This window comes from Flexivirga oryzae (genome assembly GCF_014190805.1).
GTDB lineage: Bacteria > Actinomycetota > Actinomycetes > Actinomycetales > Dermatophilaceae > Flexivirga > Flexivirga oryzae.
Window position 1 is genome coordinate 257,526 of sequence record NZ_JACHVQ010000003.1, and the last position, 17,247, is coordinate 274,772.

Consider the following 17,247-nt stretch of genomic DNA (forward strand, 5'->3'; position numbering starts at 1 on the left):
TTCCGGCCTGCGAAGAACAGGGCGGCTGTGGGGGACACCAACATCAGTCGTGGGTCTGACGAGCGAGGAAACCGGTTGGTTCCCTCGTCATTATGAACCGCCCACGTAGCCGTCGCCGTGCTTATCGCGCAACAGCGCAGCCAGCGCGGTGCGGCCACGCGCACAGCGGGATTTGATCGTTCCCTCCGCGACACCGAGCACCTCGGCGGCCTCGGCGACCGGCATACCCTGCATGTCCACGAGGGTCAGCGCGAGCCGTTGGCCCTCGGGGATCTTGCCCAGTGCTTCCTGCACATCCAGCCGCACGACCGTGCTGGAGTGCGCGTCGTACCGGTCGGCCAGGTCGTACTCGGGCAGCTCCGAGGTGGGCTTGATGCGACGCAGCCGGTCCAGGCAGGCGTTGACGATGATGCGGTGCAACCAGGTGGTGACCTGTGCGTCGCCACGGAACGAATCGGCCCGGCGGAACGCCGAGATGAATCCGTCCTGCACCGCGTCGGCAGCGATCTCCGGGTCGCGGGTCGTACGCAACGCCACGGCCCACATGCGGTCCTTGTGGCGCCGGAACAGTTCGCCGAACGCGTCGGGGTCGCCCGCGCAGTGCGCCGCGAGCAGCTCCCGGTCGCCGAGTTCGGCCACGTTCGTCACGAGTACACCGCGACCTTGCTGATGCGTTCCTGGTAGGCCCCGTCCGACTGCTTGCTCAGCGAGGTCACCCAGAGGGTGATGTAGCGCGCCTGCACCCCGTGCAGGTCCGCTGTCTGCGTGCCCCTGCCCTTGAGTGTCGTCTCCGGCTGCCGCGTACTCACCGGCTCGATCTTGTCACTGACGAACACGTTGATGGTGGAATCGCTGCCCGCCGTGGTGATTCTGAGGTCGTTGAGGGTTTTGAGGCTGCCGAGATCGATCAGCAGCCCCGTGCCACCGCCGCGTCCGCCCAGATCCGCCGCGCCGTACTGTCCGGTGTTCCAGTAGGTGTCCGCATCGTCGTCGACGACGTACTTCGCCAGGGCGTTGTTCTCCCCGCCGTTGATGCCGTATGACGTCACGCGGCTGATCGTGAGAGGTTCCGCGACCGGGGCCGACTCCGTCGTACTCGACGAGGTCGTGCCGGAGGCCGACGACGACGCGGCCGGCGCGGCGCCGGACGCCGCAGCGGTGGAGTCCGGTGAGGACGACCGGCCGATGCCCTGCAGACCGATGGCGGCGAACACGACGGCGATGATCACCAGCAGGACCACCAGCGCGAGCGCGAGCCGGCTGCTGTGGTTGTCCGGCTCGAAGTGCCCACCGAGCCCGGGCACCGGTGATTCCAGTTCGGTGAACGAGGGATCCCAGTCGTCATCGGCCGGCGGCGGCGCGGCGGTGCGCTCCCGGGCCTTCATCAGGTCCGCGCGGGAGATCTGCGCCGTTTCGTCGCCCTCGGGGATGGTCGCGGCCACCGTTGAAGCGGCGGCCCGGGGCAGCGCCGTCTTGACCGGGACCTCGGCGGTGGCGTCCTCGGCGTCGGCCGCGGGTGCCCGTGGCGGAGAGGCAGGGGCCGTCGTGGAGCCGCCACCACCGGGTACGGCGCGCAGCGTCGCCGCCCCCGACTGTCCGCCGGAGCCGGTGGTACGGCGCGTGGAACTGGTGACACGTTCGGACGACCATGGCGCCAGCTGCCGGGCGAGTTCGCCGGGGGTGCGGGGACCCTCGTCGGCGCCGAGCGTCGTACGACAGAGGGCGTCGAGGTCCCCGGGGACCCCGGAGGCGAGTTCGCTGGGCGCGGGTAGCTCACCGTCCGCGCGGCGCGACACGTCCGGCACCCCGGGCACCGGGTCGTCGCCGGGCCAGTGACCGGTCAGCCCGGCGTACGCGATCTGGACCAGCGCCACGGTGTCGGCCCGGGAGGCGTCCTCGGACGACAGCTCCTCGGCACCGGCGAGCGCCGCGTCGGTGGGTAGCCCGAGCACCGAGACCGCGCCGTCCGGGGAGGTGACGATGTCGTGCGGGGTCAGTTGCAGGTGGTGCAGGCCGCGTGCCGCTGCGGCGCCGAGCCCGCTCGCCGCCTCGCCGACCAGCCGGCGCACCTCCTCCGGTGGCAGCGGGTCGAACTGCACCATGGCCGCGATGGACTCCGCGCCGTGCAGCGCTTCGGAGATGACATAGGCGGTGCCGTCCTCGACACCGACGTCCAGCACCCGGGGCAGGTGGTGGTCCTCGACGCCCGCGGCCCGCCGGGCACTGTCGAGTGCGGCCTCGGCGTGGACGGAGTCGGCCGAGAAGACGGTCGCGCTGACCTCTCGGTCCAGGGTGGCGTCGGTGGCTATCCAGAGCTCCTGATCACGCTGCCCGGCCAGCTTGCGGGTCAGCGTGTAGCGCTGTGCCAGCACGGTGTTCTCGCCGATTGCCTGCACTGCCTCGTGGCTCCCTGTTCGCCGTGACGGTCACCGCTGCCACGCGGTGCCGATGATCGGTGTCGGCGCAGAGGGCACCGACACACCGCCCACATACTAAGTGGCGACCCGCAGTGCCCCCGTGCGGACACGCGCCCGGTGCCTGGATCAGCGTCCGCAGGAGACCGCGAGCACCGTATATCGCCGGTGCGGCTGCACGTGCGTCGCGGCGCAACCGGCGCGGTGCAGCGCCCGGCGGACCGCCGCGGAGTCCCGCGTCGGGGTGACGATCACGGCCCGGTGCAGTTGCCGCGCCCGCTGGACGGCCCGTCCGGTGGTGGACCGCCGGCCCCAGAGCCAGTCGGAGCGCAGTGCCGACGCCCTGGTCGGCAGCTGTGCGGTGTCACCGACCAGCTGCGGGTAGGTCATCGCGACGCTCAGCGAGTCGCCCAGCCAGATCACCGGCGCATCCGAGGCCCCGACCTCGGCGGCGACCTGTCGGCTGTCCTCACCCCACTTGCCGTCGGCGACCCGGGACGCCGCGAGGCTCGGCAGGCACAGCGCGACGACCAGGGCGGCCGCGACGACGCAGCCGGCGTGTCGTACCCGGGCAACCGACCAGACGTCGCGGGCGAGCAGGCCCACCAGGAGGAACGCCGCCGGCAGCGACGCGGCGAAGTAGCGCGCCAGATACACGGTGCCACCCGTGAGCGGCCCGGCCAGCACCGCCAGGACGGCCGGGGCGAACGCCCACCCGGCCAGCAGCCGCGCCTCGGGCGAACGCAGTCTCCACACCGCCGCGATGCACAACGCCAGGTAGACCACCCCGAGAACCGCGCTGGTCACGCCGACCGGGCCGGTGAGGAACGTCGTCGACTTGGGTGCGTCGGCGAACCTGCCGACGAACACGGAGGTCAACTGCGCCACCGGGCCGTCGTCGATCCAGCCGATCTGTGCCGACTGCCGGTGCCCCGCCCACGCCACGGGTATGACGCACAGCACCGCCAGACCCGTCGACGCCCACAGCCGCACGCGCCGCACGGTGGACCGGTTGATCGTGCACACCAGCTGCAGGATCGTCGTCAGCTGCACCCAGCCGGCGATCACCGAGACGACGTAGAACCAGGGCCCGGGCACCCGGCCGCGAGCCCGTAGGAGTAGCCGCAACTGGACGGCGAGCAACAGGGTGGCCAGTGCGGTGGGCCGGGCGTCCAGTCCCGCCCAGGAGACGCCGGGTATGACGAGCAGCTGGGCGCCGGCCACGCAGCCGACCACCCGGCCACCGACGGCCCGGCCGCAGTCGAGCACGGCGACGGTGGCGGCGGCCAGACACACCGCCGACAGGGCACGCGCCGAGGTGAGCGACGGGCCGGCGACCGCCAGCCAGCTGTGCACCGTCGCGTAGTAGGTGCCCAGGACCGCGTCGTGGTGCGTGGACAGCGTGACCAGGTCCGCGATGCTCCGGCTCGCGGCCGACATCGTGGCTCCCTCGTCGAGCCACCCGCCGATGTGGTGCAGCCACGGGACCGTGGTCAGCAGCGAGAGGACGAAGAATAGCCCGCAGGTGAACCACCACGCGGCCCGATCCCTCGCGTGCTCGGCGGTGTCCACCCGCGTTCCGGCGTTCGCTCAGGAACGGCCCAGCAGCCGCCGGGCGCCGCCCAGCTTGCTGCCGACCGCGTCGATGAGTTCCTCGACCTCCCTGACGTGCAGACGGCGCGCGAAGACGACATACAAAGCACTGAAGACGAGTGCGGTCGGCACCAGGATGGCGAGGTTGGTCGCCCGTGAGCTGGTGCCCACCACCTCGCTGAGCAGCCACCGCACCGCGAACGTGACGGCGAGCGCGAGCACGGACGCGACGATCAGCCGGGCCCACGTCTGCATGACACCGACCATGCGCAGCTGCGGCAGTCGCTTGGCCCGCAACGAGCGGAAACCGATGGTCGCCTCGGCGAAGTAGGCGATCGATCCGGCGAGGCTGACCCCGAAGCCGATCCACGGGTCGGGCAGCAGCAGGCACGGCACCGCGAGCACGGCGGTGATGATCGTGCACCACAACTGCATGATGAACGGTGTCCGCGCGTCCTCGTAGGCGAAGAAGGCACGCTGGACGACGACGCACACGGTGAACGGCACCAGCCCGATCAGCAGTGCGATGCTCTGCCGCTCGACCGCGGTGGAGATGGACGGGTAGAAGAAGCCGCACAGCGGGCCGGCGATGGCGAGCATGCCGAGGGTTGCTGGGATGGTGGCGACGGACGACAGCCGCAGCGACAGCTCGGAGTCGTCGGTGACCGCGCGGGTGCGGCCCTCGTGCGCGGCGCGCGACATTCGGGTGAACAGCACGGTGATCAGGCTGAGCGTGATCAGCGAGTGCGGCAGCATGAAGAACAGGAACGCGTTGGTCTGGGCGAGCTTGGCCGACGGCACCTGGTTGAGGATGTTGCTGGTGACCAGGAACAGGCCCGCCTGCTGGGTGATGACCGCGGCGAACGCCCACCCGGCGACCGTGGAGGTGCTGCGCAGTCCCACACCGCGGAAGGAGAAGTTCGGCCGCCAGGTGTACCCGGAGCGTCGCAACGGGATGATCAGCACCACCGCCTGGGCGACGATGCCGAGGGTGGTCGAGCCACCCAGGACCAGGATCATCTGCGTGGTCCACGCGGACGGGTCGGTGATCGGGTGGTGCGGGTACTGCAGGAGCAGCCAGCCGATGCCGGCGATGGCGAACAGGTTCGCCAGCACCGGCGACCACATCAGCGGACCGAAGCTGCTGCGCGCGTTGAGCACCTCACCGAGCAGCGTGTAGAGGCCGTAGAAGAACAGTTGCGGCATACAGATCAGCGAGAAGATGATGCCGAGTTTCCAGGTGTCGCCGGTCGCGTTCAGGTAGCCGAGCTTGAACACCAGCGGCGAGGCGATCATGAAGATCACCGTCGCGGCCAGCAGGATCGCCATGGCCAGCGTGAGCAACCGGTCGGTGTAGGCCTTGCCGCCGTCCGGGTCCTTCAGCGCCCGGGTGATCTGCGGGACCAGCACCGCGTTGATCACGCCGCCGGCCAGCAGCAGGTAGATCTGGTTGGGGATGGTGTTGGCGGTGTCCCAGACGTTGCCGGCCACACCGACGACCAGGGCGGCCAGCAGGATGGTGCGCAGGAAACCCAGCGCCCGGGACGTCAGGGTGCCCAGGGCCATGATCGCGCTGGCCCGTCCGAGACCACCCTCCGCGGCGGGTTCGGGCACCGGCACCGGCAGGGCCGTGGTGCCGCCCGCCGCGTCCGGGTCCTCGCCGCGGGCGATGGCGTCCTTGCGGGCCTGTACGACGTCTGGGTCGGGCAGCGGCAGGTACCCGGAGTCCTCGCCGATCCAGGCGGAGTAGAGCATGCCGAGGCTGGCACCGCTGTCGGGTGAACCCTGCAGGACGGACGGCGGTGCACCGGACTCGGCATACAGCTGACCCAGGGTGGGTCGGCGCTCGTCGGTCATCGGTCTCCTGTGCCCTCGTCGTCGGTCGGCTGCGGGGCGCCCGGTCCGGCGTCGACGATGGTCTCCTCCGGGGTCGGTTCGTCCGCCGGAGTCGCCTCCGACGCGGCGCGGGGGCCACGGCGTACGGCGCGCCACAGGCCGATCACCAGGACGAGCGCCGCCAGCACGCCCAGCACCCACATGATCCACCCCGAGGTGGGATGAACGTTGATCTTCAGCTGCGACGGCGCGCCGGGCGGGCCGAGCGGTGCGCCGTCGGGTGCGTGCAGCAGGGCGTCGACCGGGACGGTGCCCGCGCCCACCGCCTTGATGTGGAACCGGGTGGCGGCGTGTGCGCCGGCGTCGACGTCGACCGACTTCTCCGCGTCCGTCACCTGGATGAAGACCTTGCGCGGCCGCAGGTTCAGCAACACGCCGTGCACCGGCCGGTTGAGGTCGTTGGCGATCGTGACGCTGATGTCGCCCGAGTCGGCGAAGAAGTTGATGGTGGAGGACCGGATCGACAGTTTGCCCAGCATCGCCGACACGGCCGCGTCGTCGCGGTCGGCGACCGAGGCGAGCCGGGCGACCGATCCCCGCCAGCGGGTGGAGCCGATGATGTCGAGTGCCTGGGTGCGCTGCGGCAGGACCTCGTCGCCGCCGACCAGCACACTCTGCAGGGCGGCCAGCTGGCGCCGGGACCGGTCCAGGTCGCGCAGCTCGGTCACCGTGATCGCCGTGGCAGGGACCGTCGGGTAGGGCGTGCCCTTGCGCGGCTGCGTCAGCAGCGTCGCCCGGGGGGCCGAGCGCAGCGACTTCACGGTCTGGGCCCCCGATCGCAGTTGCAGCCAGGTAGCCGTCTCGAGAGCGCCGACCCGGGCGGCCAGGTCCGTCGGGTTGGCGCCGCCCGTGCGCGGGGCGAGGATGGCCAGGGACCGGGAGGAGCCGGGCGACTGCTGGTAGATCGCCAGTGACTGGGTGAGCAGGCGACCGGTCTGGGTCCCTGGTGACGTGGACGACGCGCCGAACAGTCGGGACAGGCGCTCGTCATACGTCAGCACCCCGGAGGTCCCGGACGCCCGGTGGGTGGCAGTCGTCGCCGCGGCCGACGCGGCAGGCAACATCCGGTCGGGCAGCACCGCGATCGCCTCTCGGCCGTCACCGGCCAGCCGCTTGGTTGCGGCGGTGACGATCGAACGGGGCGTGTCACCGGCCGGGATGACGACGCGGGTGGTGCTGATGTCGGTGGCCGTGTCGGGCAACGCACGGGTGAGGTCGCGGCGCAGCAACGCCTGGCCGTCCCGCCCGGCGGCGTCCAGTGCCACCAGGTCCGGGTCGTCCGCGGGAAGCCACCAGACCGACCCCGGGTCGTCGAGGGCCGCCAGCCGCTGCGCGAGGCCGTCGACCGCCGTCGCGATCCGTCCGGCCGGGGAGTTCGGAGCGGCGGTGCTGCTGGACGAGGACGACGACGGCGACTCCGACGTCGTCGTCCGGCTCTCGTCACCGGTCGATCCGCCGGTTGCGGTGCCCGACGCGGTCCCGGTGGTCGTGGCGTCGCCGGACGTGGCAGCCGCCGTGCTGGTCGGGTTCGGCGCGGTCGTGGCATCCTCGGTGCCCTCAGTCGACTGCGCGCTGGTGGAGCCGTCCGACTGCTGCGTCCCGGAGGTCGAGCTACCCGACGGGGTGGGGGTGGCGGACGGCACGTTGTCGTCCGCGGCCGCCGGTGGGTCGAGCAGCTCCGGGTCCACCGCGAAGGCCACCGGCATACCGGCGAAGGCGTCGAGCAGGCGCTGCACCCGGGAATCGGGTCCCACCGCGCGCTCCCAGGCGGCCGCCCGCGTCGCACCCGACGGCCCGAACAGGTCGGGGTCGGCCGGCAGGGTCAGGGGTATGACGACCGTGAGTCGCAACGGCGAGTCGACCGTGGCGTTCTGCTGGTGCAGCGTGCTGCGGGCGGTGCCACGGACCCCGGAGGCGCTCGACGTGCGCCCGTCGGTGACCGTGACGGCGAGCGGCAGCGACGCCAGGCCGTAGGAGAACTTCAGCTTGTTGCCCGGGATCGTGACGGCGAACGACGTCGTGGCTCCCGGCGCGAGGGGGTCGGTGGTGCCGGTGGCGACCTGCTGCACCGGTAGATCGAGCTTCCCGGACATCCAGTCGTTCGCCGCGGACCGGGTGTCGAGCAGGCGCTCGCCGTTGATCGACAGGTGCACCACCGGGTCGTCGATCGCGGCCGACCCGGTGTTGGTGAGCGTTCCGGAGACGATGACGGCCTGACCGGACGCGGACACCGCGGGCTCGTTGCCGACCAACGAGATGCGCACCGTGCTGGACACGGCGGCCGCGGCCGCGCGTGAGGCGCCGAACGGCAGCAGGCACAGTGCTGCGGTCAGGAGCGCCGCGCAGAGCGCGACCAGGTGCTCATGCCGACGGGGCCAGGTGCTGCCACGCTGTCTGGACGATGCGTCGTTCATTGGGGAAGGTCAGTTTCCGCTGCACACGGTCCAGCCGGAACCAGCGCGCGTCGACGGCCTCGTGATCGGGGTCGCCGTCGATGCTGATCTCGCCACCGAGTGCCTCCAACATGTAGTGATGGACCCGCTTGTGGATGCGCAACTGCGGGGTGCTGAACCAATAGTCGATCGTGCCCAGGGTGACCAGGGCACGTCCGATGATGCCGGTTTCCTCCCGCACTTCGCGAACCGCGGTCTCCACCAGTGTCTCGCCCGGCTCCACGTGGCCCTTGGGCAGGCACCACTCCAGGCGTCCGGCGCGGTTGTGTCGGGCGATGAGTGCGATCCAGGCGAAGCCACCCGCGACGTCGATGATCACCCCACCCGCCGACGTCTCCTCCACCGCAGGCAGCCGCCGCAGGGGGCGGTCGGCACGCGGCGGATAGGTGGTCATTCCAACACTGTAAACCGCATGCGCGCGAGCACCGGGCTGATCGGAGGATCGGACTGACGGGTGGATGGCTGTGTGCGACGGCGAGCGGGTGACGCGCTCGCCTACCCTGTGGGGGTGCCCAAGCCCCCAGTCAGCGACGAACAGGTCTCCTTCGGTGCACTGCAGCGGCGTGCCGTCGGTCACCTGGCGCCGGTCCTGCCGCTGTTGCATTCGCTCGGAGACCTGTTCACGAACGCCGGCCACGAGGTGTCGCTGGTCGGCGGACCGGTCCGGGACGCCTTCCTCGGGCGCCGCTCCCACGATCTGGACCTCACCACGTCGGCGCGCCCGGACCAGATCGAGGCCCTGCTGAAGCCGTGGGCCGACACCACCTGGGACATCGGCCGCGACTTCGGCACCATCGGTGCCCGCCGCGGCGACGACATCGTCGAGGTGACGACCTATCGTGCCGACGCCTACGACCGGCAGACCCGCAAACCCGTGGTCAGTTTCGGCGAGTCGCTCACCGAGGACCTGGTGCGGCGGGACTTCACCGTCAACGCCATGGCGCTGCGGTTGCCCGATCTGCAGTTCGTCGACCCCTACGACGGGATGGCGGCGCTCGCGGCCCGCACCCTGATGACCCCGTCGGCGCCCGAGGTGTCCTTCGGCGACGACCCGTTGCGGATGATGCGTGCCGCGCGGTTCGCCGCCCAGCTCGGCTTCACCGTCGACCCGCGGGTGCGTGCCGCGATGACCGACCTCGCCGGCTCGATCGAGATGATCTCCGCCGAGCGGGTGCACGACGAGCTGGTCAAACTCCTCCTGGCGCCCGACCCGCGCGCGGGCCTGGCGCTGCTGGTCGACACCGGTATCGCCGACTTCGTGCTGCCCGAGCTGCCCGCGCTGCGGCTGGAGATCGACGAGCACCACCGCCACAAGGACGTCTACGAACACTCCCTGACGGTGCTGGAGCAGGCGATGGCGCTGGAGGGGCAGCGCACGGTGCCCGGGCTGGAGCACCCGGAGCTGGTGCCGGGCCCCGACCTGGTGTTGCGACTGGCGGCGCTGCTGCACGACATCGGCAAACCCGCGACCCGGCGCTTCGAGAAGGGCGGCGGGGTCTCCTTCCATCACCACGAGATGGTCGGGGCCAAGCTGGTGCGCAAGCGGCTGCGGGCGCTGCGGTTCGACAAGGACACCGTCAAGCAGGTGGCGCGGCTGACCGAGCTGCATCTGCGCTTCCACGGGTATGGCGGACCCGGCGTCCCGTCCCGCGATGTCGCCGGGGCCGTCGATTCGCCGTGGACCGATTCGGCCGTACGTCGCTACATCACCGACGCCGGTCCGCTGCTGCCCCGGCTGCACCTGCTCACCCGGTCGGACTGCACCACCCGCAATCGCCGCAAGGCGGCCGCGCTGGCGGCGGCATACGACAGCCTGGAGGTGCGCATCGCCGCGCTGCGGGAGCAGGAGGAGCTGGACGCGGTGCGCCCGGAGCTCGACGGCAACCAGATCGCGCAGGTTCTCGGCATCAAGCCGGGGCCGGTGCTGGGCCGGGCGTACAAGCACCTGCTCGCGTTCCGGCTGGACAACGGGCCGGTGGGTGAGGACGCAGCGCGCGAGGAACTGCTGCGCTGGTGGGCCGATCAGCCCGAGGTTGAGTAGAACTACCCGGGGGTAGTGGGGTGTTTCCACCGATCCGTGGCCGCTCGCGCGGTCCTAGGTTCGCGAGTATGAGAACACTGATCGGGGGCGCCCTACGCGCGGTGGTTGTGATGGTTCTGGCGGTGGCGCTGTTGCGTGCCGCCATCTGGCTGTTGGACGGAGACGATCCGGCAGCAAATGCCGACATCGGTGTCGGTGTGGTGCCTCTCGTGGTTGCCGCGGTGGTCGCGTTCGTGTGGGCCTTCGTGGACGCGCGCCGGCAGACGAGCGCGGCGGCGCAGCGGTTGTGGGCGGTCGCGGCGGTCGTGTGCGGTGTCGCGGCGGCCGTCCGGGCGATGGACTCGGTGGGTGACGCGGTCCTGCTCGGCGTGGTCGGGCTCGGCATCGTGGGAGCCCCGGCCTACCTCGGCAGCGTGATCGGCGGCGCACACCGGGCGGCCCTCCCGCCGGCGGCGGGCCCGGCCCACTGACAGCGGCCCCGCCCGCCACCCGCCCACCACTCAGCGAAAGGCTCAGCAAAAACCGACAGGACAAGCAAAACCGCCTCGAAACGGGCTGGTTTTCTTGTCCTGTCGGTGTTTTCTGAGCCGGTCGGTTGTGGGGGTCAGGTGCTGGCGAGGGAGACGGCCGCGGCCCTGCTGGTGCCCCGGCGCCACCGGGTGGCGAGCACCGTGTCGACGACGTGCTCGGCGTCGAGGCCGTAGCGGGCCAGCAGGTCGGCGCGCTCGCCGACCGGGACGAACTCGACCGGCAACCCCATGGGTATGACGCGCGTCGCGAGGCCCGCCCGGTGTGCCGCCATGGACAGTGCCGCCCCGAGCCCGCCGCCGATCGCGTTGTCCTCCAGCGTGATCACCACCTGGTGGTCGGCGACGAGTGTCATCAGTTCCGGTGCGAGCGGGTGGATCCAGCGCGGGTCGGCCACCGTGGCGGAGACACCCATCCCGGCGAGCCGTCGGGCCGCCTCCACAGCCACGGTCGCCAGGGGACCGCTCGGCACGACGAGCACCTGGCTGCACGACTGGTGCGGTGTCAACAGATCGACGGTCCCGATGCGGGTGTGCACGCAGATAGGTGCCGGGGCCCTGCCCTTCGGATAGCGCAGGACCGTCGGCCCGGACTCGTGGGCCAACGCCTCGCGCAGCAGCTCGCGCAGCCGGACGCTGTCGCGCGGAGCGGCGATACGGATGCCGGGGACACCCCGCAGCATCGACACGTCCCACATACCGTGGTGCGAGGGCCCGTCCGGCCCGGTGACGCCGGACCGATCGAGCACGAAAGTCACTGGGAGGCGGTGTAATCCGACATCCATCAGTACCTGGTCGAAGGCACGACCGAGGAACGTGGAGTAGATCGCCACGACGGGGTGCAGACCAGAGGTGGCCAGGCCGGCAGCGCATGTCACGGCGTGCTGCTCGGCGATGCCGACGTCGACCAGGCGGTGCGGGAAGCGCTCGCCGAAGGCGCCGAGGCCGGTCGGCAGCCGCATCGCCGCCGTGAGTGCGACGATGTCCGCACGCTCCTCACCGATCGCGGCGAGCTCCCGGCCGAAAACCGTTGTCCAGGCTTCGGTTCGCGGTTCACAGGTCGTGTCGTCGGTGACGGCGGCCGGCGCGGGCGCCGGGCTGACGGTGTGCATCCGGTCCGCCTCGTCCTGCTCGGCCGGTGGGTAGCCGCATCCCTTGCGGGTCACGACGTGCACCACGACCGGGCCGGTGTGGGCCCGGGCTGCCTTCAGCGCCTTGTCCAGTGCGCGGAAGTCGTGTCCGTCGACGACGCCGATGTAGCCGAAGCCCAATGATTCCAGCAGGTTCGATGTCGCGGTCCCGGCACGTAGCTCGGCCAGGTGCCGGGCGAGAGCACCGACGGTCGGGTCGTAGGACCGGCCGTTGTCGTTGAGGACGACGATCACCGGGCGGTCACTCGCGCCGATGTTGTTCAGTGCCTCCCACGCCATCCCGCCGGTCAGTGAACCGTCGCCGACGACGGCGACCACGCGACGCTTGCGGCCGGTCATCTCGAAGCCGCGGGACAGCCCGTCGGCATACGACAGAGCCGTTGACGCGTGGGAGTTCTCGACGATGTCGAAGCTGCTCTCGGCCCGCGAGGGATAGCCGGTGATGCCGCCCGCGGTGCGCAGCTGCTCGAGCCGGTCGTCACGCCCGGTGAGGATCTTGTGGACGTAGCTCTGGTGCCCGGTGTCCCACACGATGGCGTCCCTGGGCGCGTCGAACTCGCGGTGGATGGCGATGGTGAGCTCGACGACGCCAAGGTTGGGGCCGAGGTGGCCGCCGGTGCGGGTCACCACGTCGATGAGTCGGCGCCGGATCTGTGCCGCAAGCTCGGGAAGTGCCTCTCCCGGCAGGACTTTCAGGTCACCGGGAGAGGTGACGTGATGCAGCAGCTCCGGCGCGGACATCACGCCACCGCCGCCCGGATGGTCTCCTTCAGGGACCCCATCGTCGCGATCACGGCGGTCGGTTCGTAGCCGCAGTGCGCCATACAGTTGGCACACCTCTCGTCCTTGCCGCGACCGAACGCCTCCCAGTCGGTGTCCTCGATCAGCTCCTGGTAGGTCGAGACCCAGCCGTCGTCGAGCAGGTAGCAGGGACGCTGCCAGCCCTTGAGGCTGTATGACGGGATCGCCCACGGCGTGCACTCGTAGTCGACCTTGCCCTCCAGGAAGTCCAGGAACAACGGCGAGTGGTTCAGCCGCCACTTCTTGCGGCGACCCTGCCCGAACGCCTTGGAGAACAGCGCGCGGGTCTCCTCCACGCCGAGGAAGCCCTCCTGGTCGGGCGCCTTCCAGTAGGCGTACCCGGGCGCGATCTGCATGTTGTCGACCTTGATCTCGTCGTTGAGGTAGTCGAGCACGTCGATGACATCCTGGGGTGAATCACTGTTGAACACAGTGGTGTTCGTCATCACCCGGAACCCGCGCGACTGAGCCAGCTTGATCGCGGCGATGGCCGCCTCGAAGCCACCTTCCTTGCTGACCGATGCGTCGTGCCGTTCCTTCATGCCGTCGACGTGCACCATCCAGGCGAAGTCGCGGTGTGGCGTGAACTTGTCGATGTGCCGCTCCATCAGCAGCGCGTTGGTGCAGAGGAAGACGATCTTCTTGCGGTCCAGCAACTGTTGGACGATCTCGTGGATCTTCGGGTGCATCAGGGGTTCGCCCCCGGCGATCGACACCATCGGTGCACCGCATTCCTCGATGGCGGCGACGGCCTGCTCGACCGGCATGCGCTGTTTGAGGGTCGCGGCCGGTTCCTGGATCTTGCCGCACCCGACGCAGGCGAGGTTGCAGGCGAACAGCGGCTCGAGTTCGACGAGCAGCGGGAACTTGTCGCGGCGGAGCAGCTTCTGCTTGGCGAGGTACTGCCCGAGGCGAACGGACTGGCGGAACGGCATGTGTGGCATCAGACAACCTCTCGGGGCAGGGTGAATTGGACGGTCTCGGTGATGCCGCCCACGTGGGTGACCTCGAGGTCACCCAGGGCGGCCAGCGCATCGATGAGCTCGGTGACCAGCGATGGCGGGGCGGATGCGCCGGCACTGACACCGATGCGGTGCACGCCGCGTAGCCAGCGCAGGTCGAGGGCGGCGGCGTCCTCGACGAGGTGGGCACGGGTCCCGGCTGCGCGGGCCACCTCGGTGAGGCGTGTCGAGTTGGATGAGTTGGGCGAGCCCACGACCAGGACCAGGTCGGTGACCGCGGCGACGTCGCGGATGGCCTGCTGCCGGTTGCTGGTCGCGTAACAGATGTCGTCACGTCGGGGTGACTGCAGTGCCGGGAACCGTTCGCGCAGCACGGCAGCGATCTCGTCGGCCTCCTCGACCGAGAGGGTCGTCTGCATGACGTAGGAGACCTGGTCCGGGTCGGGCACCTGCACCGTTCGTGCGTCGTCGATCGACTCGACGAGGACGACGTGGTCCGGGGCCTCGCCGCGGGTGCCGACGACTTCTTCGTGGCCGGCGTGCCCGATGAGGAAGACGGTGCGGCCGGCGCCGGTGAAGCGGCGCACCTCCTGGTGGACCTTGGCCACCAGGGGGCAGGTCGCGTCGATCACCTGCAGGCGCCGCTCGATCGCCTGCACGCGCACCGACGGTGCGACTCCGTGGGCCGCGAGGACTGCGACCGCACCTTCCGGGACTTCCTCCAACTCCTGCACGAAAACTGCGCCGCGGCGCTCCAGCTCGGCGACGACGTGTGTGTTGTGCACGATCTGCCGGCGCACGTAGACCGGTGCGCCGTGCCGGGCCAGGGCACGCTCGACGATCTCGATCGCCCGCTCGACGCCGGCGCAGAATGACTGGGGCTCGGCTCGGACGACCGTGCGGTCGGCGCACGCGTCCATCCAGTCCTGTATGACGGGGGCGGCGCGGCGCAGCGTGCGCAGTGCCGCCACACCCCGCTTGAGGGTGCCGGGGTGCACCAACGGGTCGTCCGCAGTGTCGACGATCGCGCGCACCACGGCCAGCTGTCGCGGATCGAGTTGCATTGCCAGATAGCCGGACTCGGTGTCAACGGCGAGTGAACCCCGCTCGGCGAGCCGGAGCCGTTCGTCACCGGTCACCACGTGATCTGCCGTCTCCACGGCACCGACGTGGACGGTGAGGCCCGCACGGCGCAGTGCGCCGGCGAGCAGCGGTGCGGACGGGAGGGCCACGTCGGCGCCGCCGGTGCGGAGCCGGTCGGCAACGACCAGGTCGGCCGGGCGAACGTCCGGGGACAGCGCACCGGCGACGCCGGCGACGACGGTCGGCACATCCGTGCGCGGTGGACGCCCGTCCGGGCCGCGACCGGAAACGTATGGCGCACGGCGCATCCCGTGCTCCACCGCCATCCGCTCGATGCGCAGGGGTGTCAGGACCTGCCCTCGCTCGCTCACGACGATCCCCCGGAGGTTCGTTCGCGGTGCCGAGAGCCACCACGGTTGTGCCAGTCGAGGGCGCGGACCGCCCGGCCGAGTGCCCAGACCGGGAAGACGAGACGGTAGAGGTGGTAGGCGATGTAGAAGTCGCCCGGGAAGCCGGTGCCGGTGAATTTGCGTTCGTCCCAGCCGCCGTCCGGCCGCTGGGTTTCGGCGAGATGGGAGATGCCGCGTTGCAGCGGTGCCCCGAACTCGCCGGCGGCCACCAGCGCCATGAGGGCCCACGCGGTCTGGGACGGCGTCGACTCACCGCGACCGATCCAGGCGGGGTCGTCGTACGACCGCAGGTCCTCGCCCCAGCCGCCGTCGTCGTTCTGGTGGTCGGCGAGCCAGCGCACCGCGGCACGGATCGGTGCGGAGTCGGGCTTGACCCCGGCGGCCACGAGGGCGGGCAGGACCGCTCCGGTGCCGTAGACGTGGTTGGCGCCCCAGCGGCCGAACCAGGAGCCGTCCTGCTCCTGGTGGTCCAACAGCCATTGCACGCCGCGTTTGCACCGGGCGCCGCCCGAACGTCCGTCGGCCGCCAGCATTTCCACGACGTGGGCGGTGACATCGGCGGAGGGCGGGTCGGTGACTGCGCCGAAGTCGCAGAACGGCAACTGGGCGGGCCACCGACTGGTGTTGTCGGCGTCGAAGGCCCCCCAGCCACCGTCCTTGGACTGCATGCCGGCGGTCCAGGCGATCCCGTGTGACACCGCCTGCTGCTGCAGCGGACCCCGGTGGGTCATCACCCGGCGCAACGCCATGACGATGATCGCGCTGTCGTCGGTGTCCGGGTAGACGTCGTTGGCGTACTCGAACGCCCACCCGCCGGACGGCAGTTTCGGGCGGCGCACCGTCCAGTCACCGGCCGTGGTGATCTGCTCGTCCAGCAACCACTCGCCGGCCTTGCGCAGTGCCGGATCGTGTGGATCCACACCGGCATCCAGCAGCGCGTTGAGGGCGAGCCCGGTGTCCCACACCGGTGACTGGCAGGCCTCGAGCCGGCGGATCGGGCCGTCCGGGGTGTCCTCGGTGATGGTGAAACCGTCGAGGCCGGCGATGCCGGCCTGCAGCACGGGGTGCTCCAGTGGGTAGCCGAGGGCGTGCAGGGCGAGGATCGAGTAGACCCAGGGCGGCTGGATGCCGCCCCAGCCACCGTCCGCCTCCTGGCGGGCGATGATCCACTCGGCGGCTCGGCGCAGCGCGTTGCGGCGCACCGGGCCGATCGCGTGCTTGTCGTAGAGGTGCAGCACCTTGTCGGCCTGCTGGAAAGCGTTGGGAATGTTGAAACCCGACGGCCGTGGTGGTGTCGATCCGGTGCGCAGCTCGTCGAGGTTCCAGGGCATCGGGCGCACGGGACGCACCGTGCCGACGACGGTGAGCGGCACGATCGTCTGCCGGGCCCAGCACCCCCACTCGTAGATGTTCAGCGGGACCCGCCTACCGAGATACATCAACTCCGGCGGCATGTTCGGCAGGTCCTTCCAGTCCCACCAACCGAACAGCGCACACCAGATGCGGGTGAAGACCCTGGTCTGCTCCAACCCACCTGCACCGACGATGAATTCACGGGCGAGCAGCATGTGCTCGGCATTCGGCTTGTCTCCGGCCATGCGGAGCGCGATCCACGCCTCGACCGTGGTCGCCAGGTCACCGGGTCCGCCCGCGAACGTCGCCCAGGTGCCGTCGGCCCGTTGCTTGCTGCGGATCCAGCAGGCGGTCCGGTCGCGGGTCTCCTCGGTGTCGATGCCCAGGAAGACGCGCAACATCATGTCCTCGGCATCCATCGTCACGTTGGTCTCGAGCTCGCCCTTCCACGCACCGCTCGGCAACTGCAGGTCGCGTAGTCGTTGCACCGCACGTTCCAGCGTGGACCGCGCCACGTCGGCAGTGCCTCCCGAGCTGGTGTCGGCCAGCGTCTCTGTCATGGG

General features: G+C 70.7%; 12 protein-coding genes. 2 read left to right on the forward strand and 10 right to left on the reverse strand.

All coding sequences use genetic code 11. The features are described from left to right. Nucleotides 1–90: 90 nt before the first annotated feature. From sigM to FHU39_RS18205, 6 genes are all read right to left on the reverse strand, one after another. Nucleotides 91–648: an RNA polymerase sigma factor SigM gene (gene sigM / locus FHU39_RS18180; protein ID WP_183322120.1), complete on the reverse strand. Its 558-nt coding sequence runs from the start codon at nt 646–648 to the stop codon at nt 91–93. Beyond that, nucleotides 645–2,396 (reverse strand): hypothetical protein, encoded by a 1,752-nt coding sequence (locus FHU39_RS18185; RefSeq protein ID WP_183322121.1) that lies wholly within the window; start codon nt 2,394–2,396, stop codon nt 645–647. The genes sigM and FHU39_RS18185 overlap by 4 nt, the downstream gene beginning before the upstream one ends. Before the next feature lie 147 nt (nt 2,397–2,543). Next, nucleotides 2,544–3,986, reverse strand: coding sequence for a hypothetical protein (locus FHU39_RS18190; RefSeq protein WP_183322122.1), 1,443 nt, complete (start codon nt 3,984–3,986; stop codon nt 2,544–2,546). Nucleotides 3,987–4,004: 18 nt separating this feature from the next. Further along, the gene (gene murJ, locus FHU39_RS18195; RefSeq protein WP_183322123.1) at nt 4,005–5,864 is read right to left on the reverse strand and encodes a murein biosynthesis integral membrane protein MurJ; all 1,860 of its coding nucleotides are present in this window, start codon (nt 5,862–5,864) and stop codon (nt 4,005–4,007) included. Beyond that, nucleotides 5,861–8,317: a DUF6049 family protein gene (locus FHU39_RS18200; RefSeq protein ID WP_183322124.1), complete on the reverse strand. Its 2,457-nt coding sequence runs from the start codon at nt 8,315–8,317 to the stop codon at nt 5,861–5,863. Before FHU39_RS18200 ends, murJ begins: the two co-directional genes overlap by 4 nt. Next, nucleotides 8,265–8,750 carry an NUDIX hydrolase gene (locus tag FHU39_RS18205; protein WP_183322125.1) on the reverse strand — a complete coding sequence of 162 codons (486 nt, stop codon included), beginning with the start codon at nt 8,748–8,750 and terminating at the stop codon, nt 8,265–8,267. The genes FHU39_RS18200 and FHU39_RS18205 overlap by 53 nt, the downstream gene beginning before the upstream one ends. A gap of 114 nt (nt 8,751–8,864) precedes the next feature. On the opposite strand from FHU39_RS18205, the gene FHU39_RS18210 reads away from it, so the two are divergent. Beyond that, nucleotides 8,865–10,397 carry a CCA tRNA nucleotidyltransferase gene (locus tag FHU39_RS18210; protein WP_343065991.1) on the forward strand — a complete coding sequence of 511 codons (1,533 nt, stop codon included), beginning with the start codon at nt 8,865–8,867 and terminating at the stop codon, nt 10,395–10,397. A gap of 68 nt (nt 10,398–10,465) precedes the next feature. Next, nucleotides 10,466–10,867, forward strand: a complete 402-nt coding sequence (locus FHU39_RS18215) for a hypothetical protein (RefSeq protein ID WP_183322126.1) — start codon at nt 10,466–10,468, stop codon at nt 10,865–10,867. 134 nt (nt 10,868–11,001) lie between these two features. On the opposite strand, the gene FHU39_RS18220 is transcribed toward FHU39_RS18215, so the two are convergent. Genes FHU39_RS18220 through shc form a run of 4 tightly spaced genes read right to left on the reverse strand, consistent with a single transcriptional unit; the run spans nt 11,002 to nt 17,244 of the window. Further along, nucleotides 11,002–12,816: a 1-deoxy-D-xylulose-5-phosphate synthase gene (locus tag FHU39_RS18220; protein ID WP_183322127.1), complete on the reverse strand. Its 1,815-nt coding sequence runs from the start codon at nt 12,814–12,816 to the stop codon at nt 11,002–11,004. Further along, nucleotides 12,816–13,820 (reverse strand): adenosyl-hopene transferase HpnH, encoded by a 1,005-nt coding sequence (gene hpnH / locus FHU39_RS18225; protein ID WP_221185674.1) that lies wholly within the window; start codon nt 13,818–13,820, stop codon nt 12,816–12,818. Before hpnH ends, FHU39_RS18220 begins: the two co-directional genes overlap by 1 nt. Then, complete coding sequence (ispH, locus tag FHU39_RS25070) at nt 13,820–15,292, reverse strand: 4-hydroxy-3-methylbut-2-enyl diphosphate reductase (protein WP_221185675.1); 1,473 nt, start codon at nt 15,290–15,292, stop codon at nt 13,820–13,822. Before ispH ends, hpnH begins: the two co-directional genes overlap by 1 nt. Further along, a complete protein-coding gene (gene shc, locus FHU39_RS18235) occupies nt 15,289–17,244 on the reverse strand; it encodes a squalene--hopene cyclase (protein ID WP_183322128.1) in 1,956 nt (651 codons plus the stop codon). Before shc ends, ispH begins: the two co-directional genes overlap by 4 nt. Between the last annotated feature and the right edge of the window lie 3 nt (nt 17,245–17,247).

Excerpts from the sequence above, each read along its gene's own strand:
- hpnH (WP_221185674.1), bottom strand. The coding sequence starts at position 13,820 with ATGCCACACATGCCGTTCCGCCAGTCCGTTCGCCTCGGGCAGTACCTC.
- FHU39_RS18215 (WP_183322126.1), top strand. The coding sequence starts at position 10,466 with ATGAGAACACTGATCGGGGGCGCCCTACGCGCGGTGGTTGTGATGGTT.
- FHU39_RS18200 (WP_183322124.1), bottom strand. The coding sequence starts at position 8,317 with ATGAACGACGCATCGTCCAGACAGCGTGGCAGCACCTGGCCCCGTCGG.
- shc (WP_183322128.1), bottom strand. The coding sequence starts at position 17,244 with ATGACAGAGACGCTGGCCGACACCAGCTCGGGAGGCACTGCCGACGTG.
- murJ (WP_183322123.1), bottom strand. The coding sequence starts at position 5,864 with ATGACCGACGAGCGCCGACCCACCCTGGGTCAGCTGTATGCCGAGTCC.
- FHU39_RS18205 (WP_183322125.1), bottom strand. The coding sequence starts at position 8,750 with ATGACCACCTATCCGCCGCGTGCCGACCGCCCCCTGCGGCGGCTGCCT.
- FHU39_RS18220 (WP_183322127.1), bottom strand. The coding sequence starts at position 12,816 with ATGTCCGCGCCGGAGCTGCTGCATCACGTCACCTCTCCCGGTGACCTG.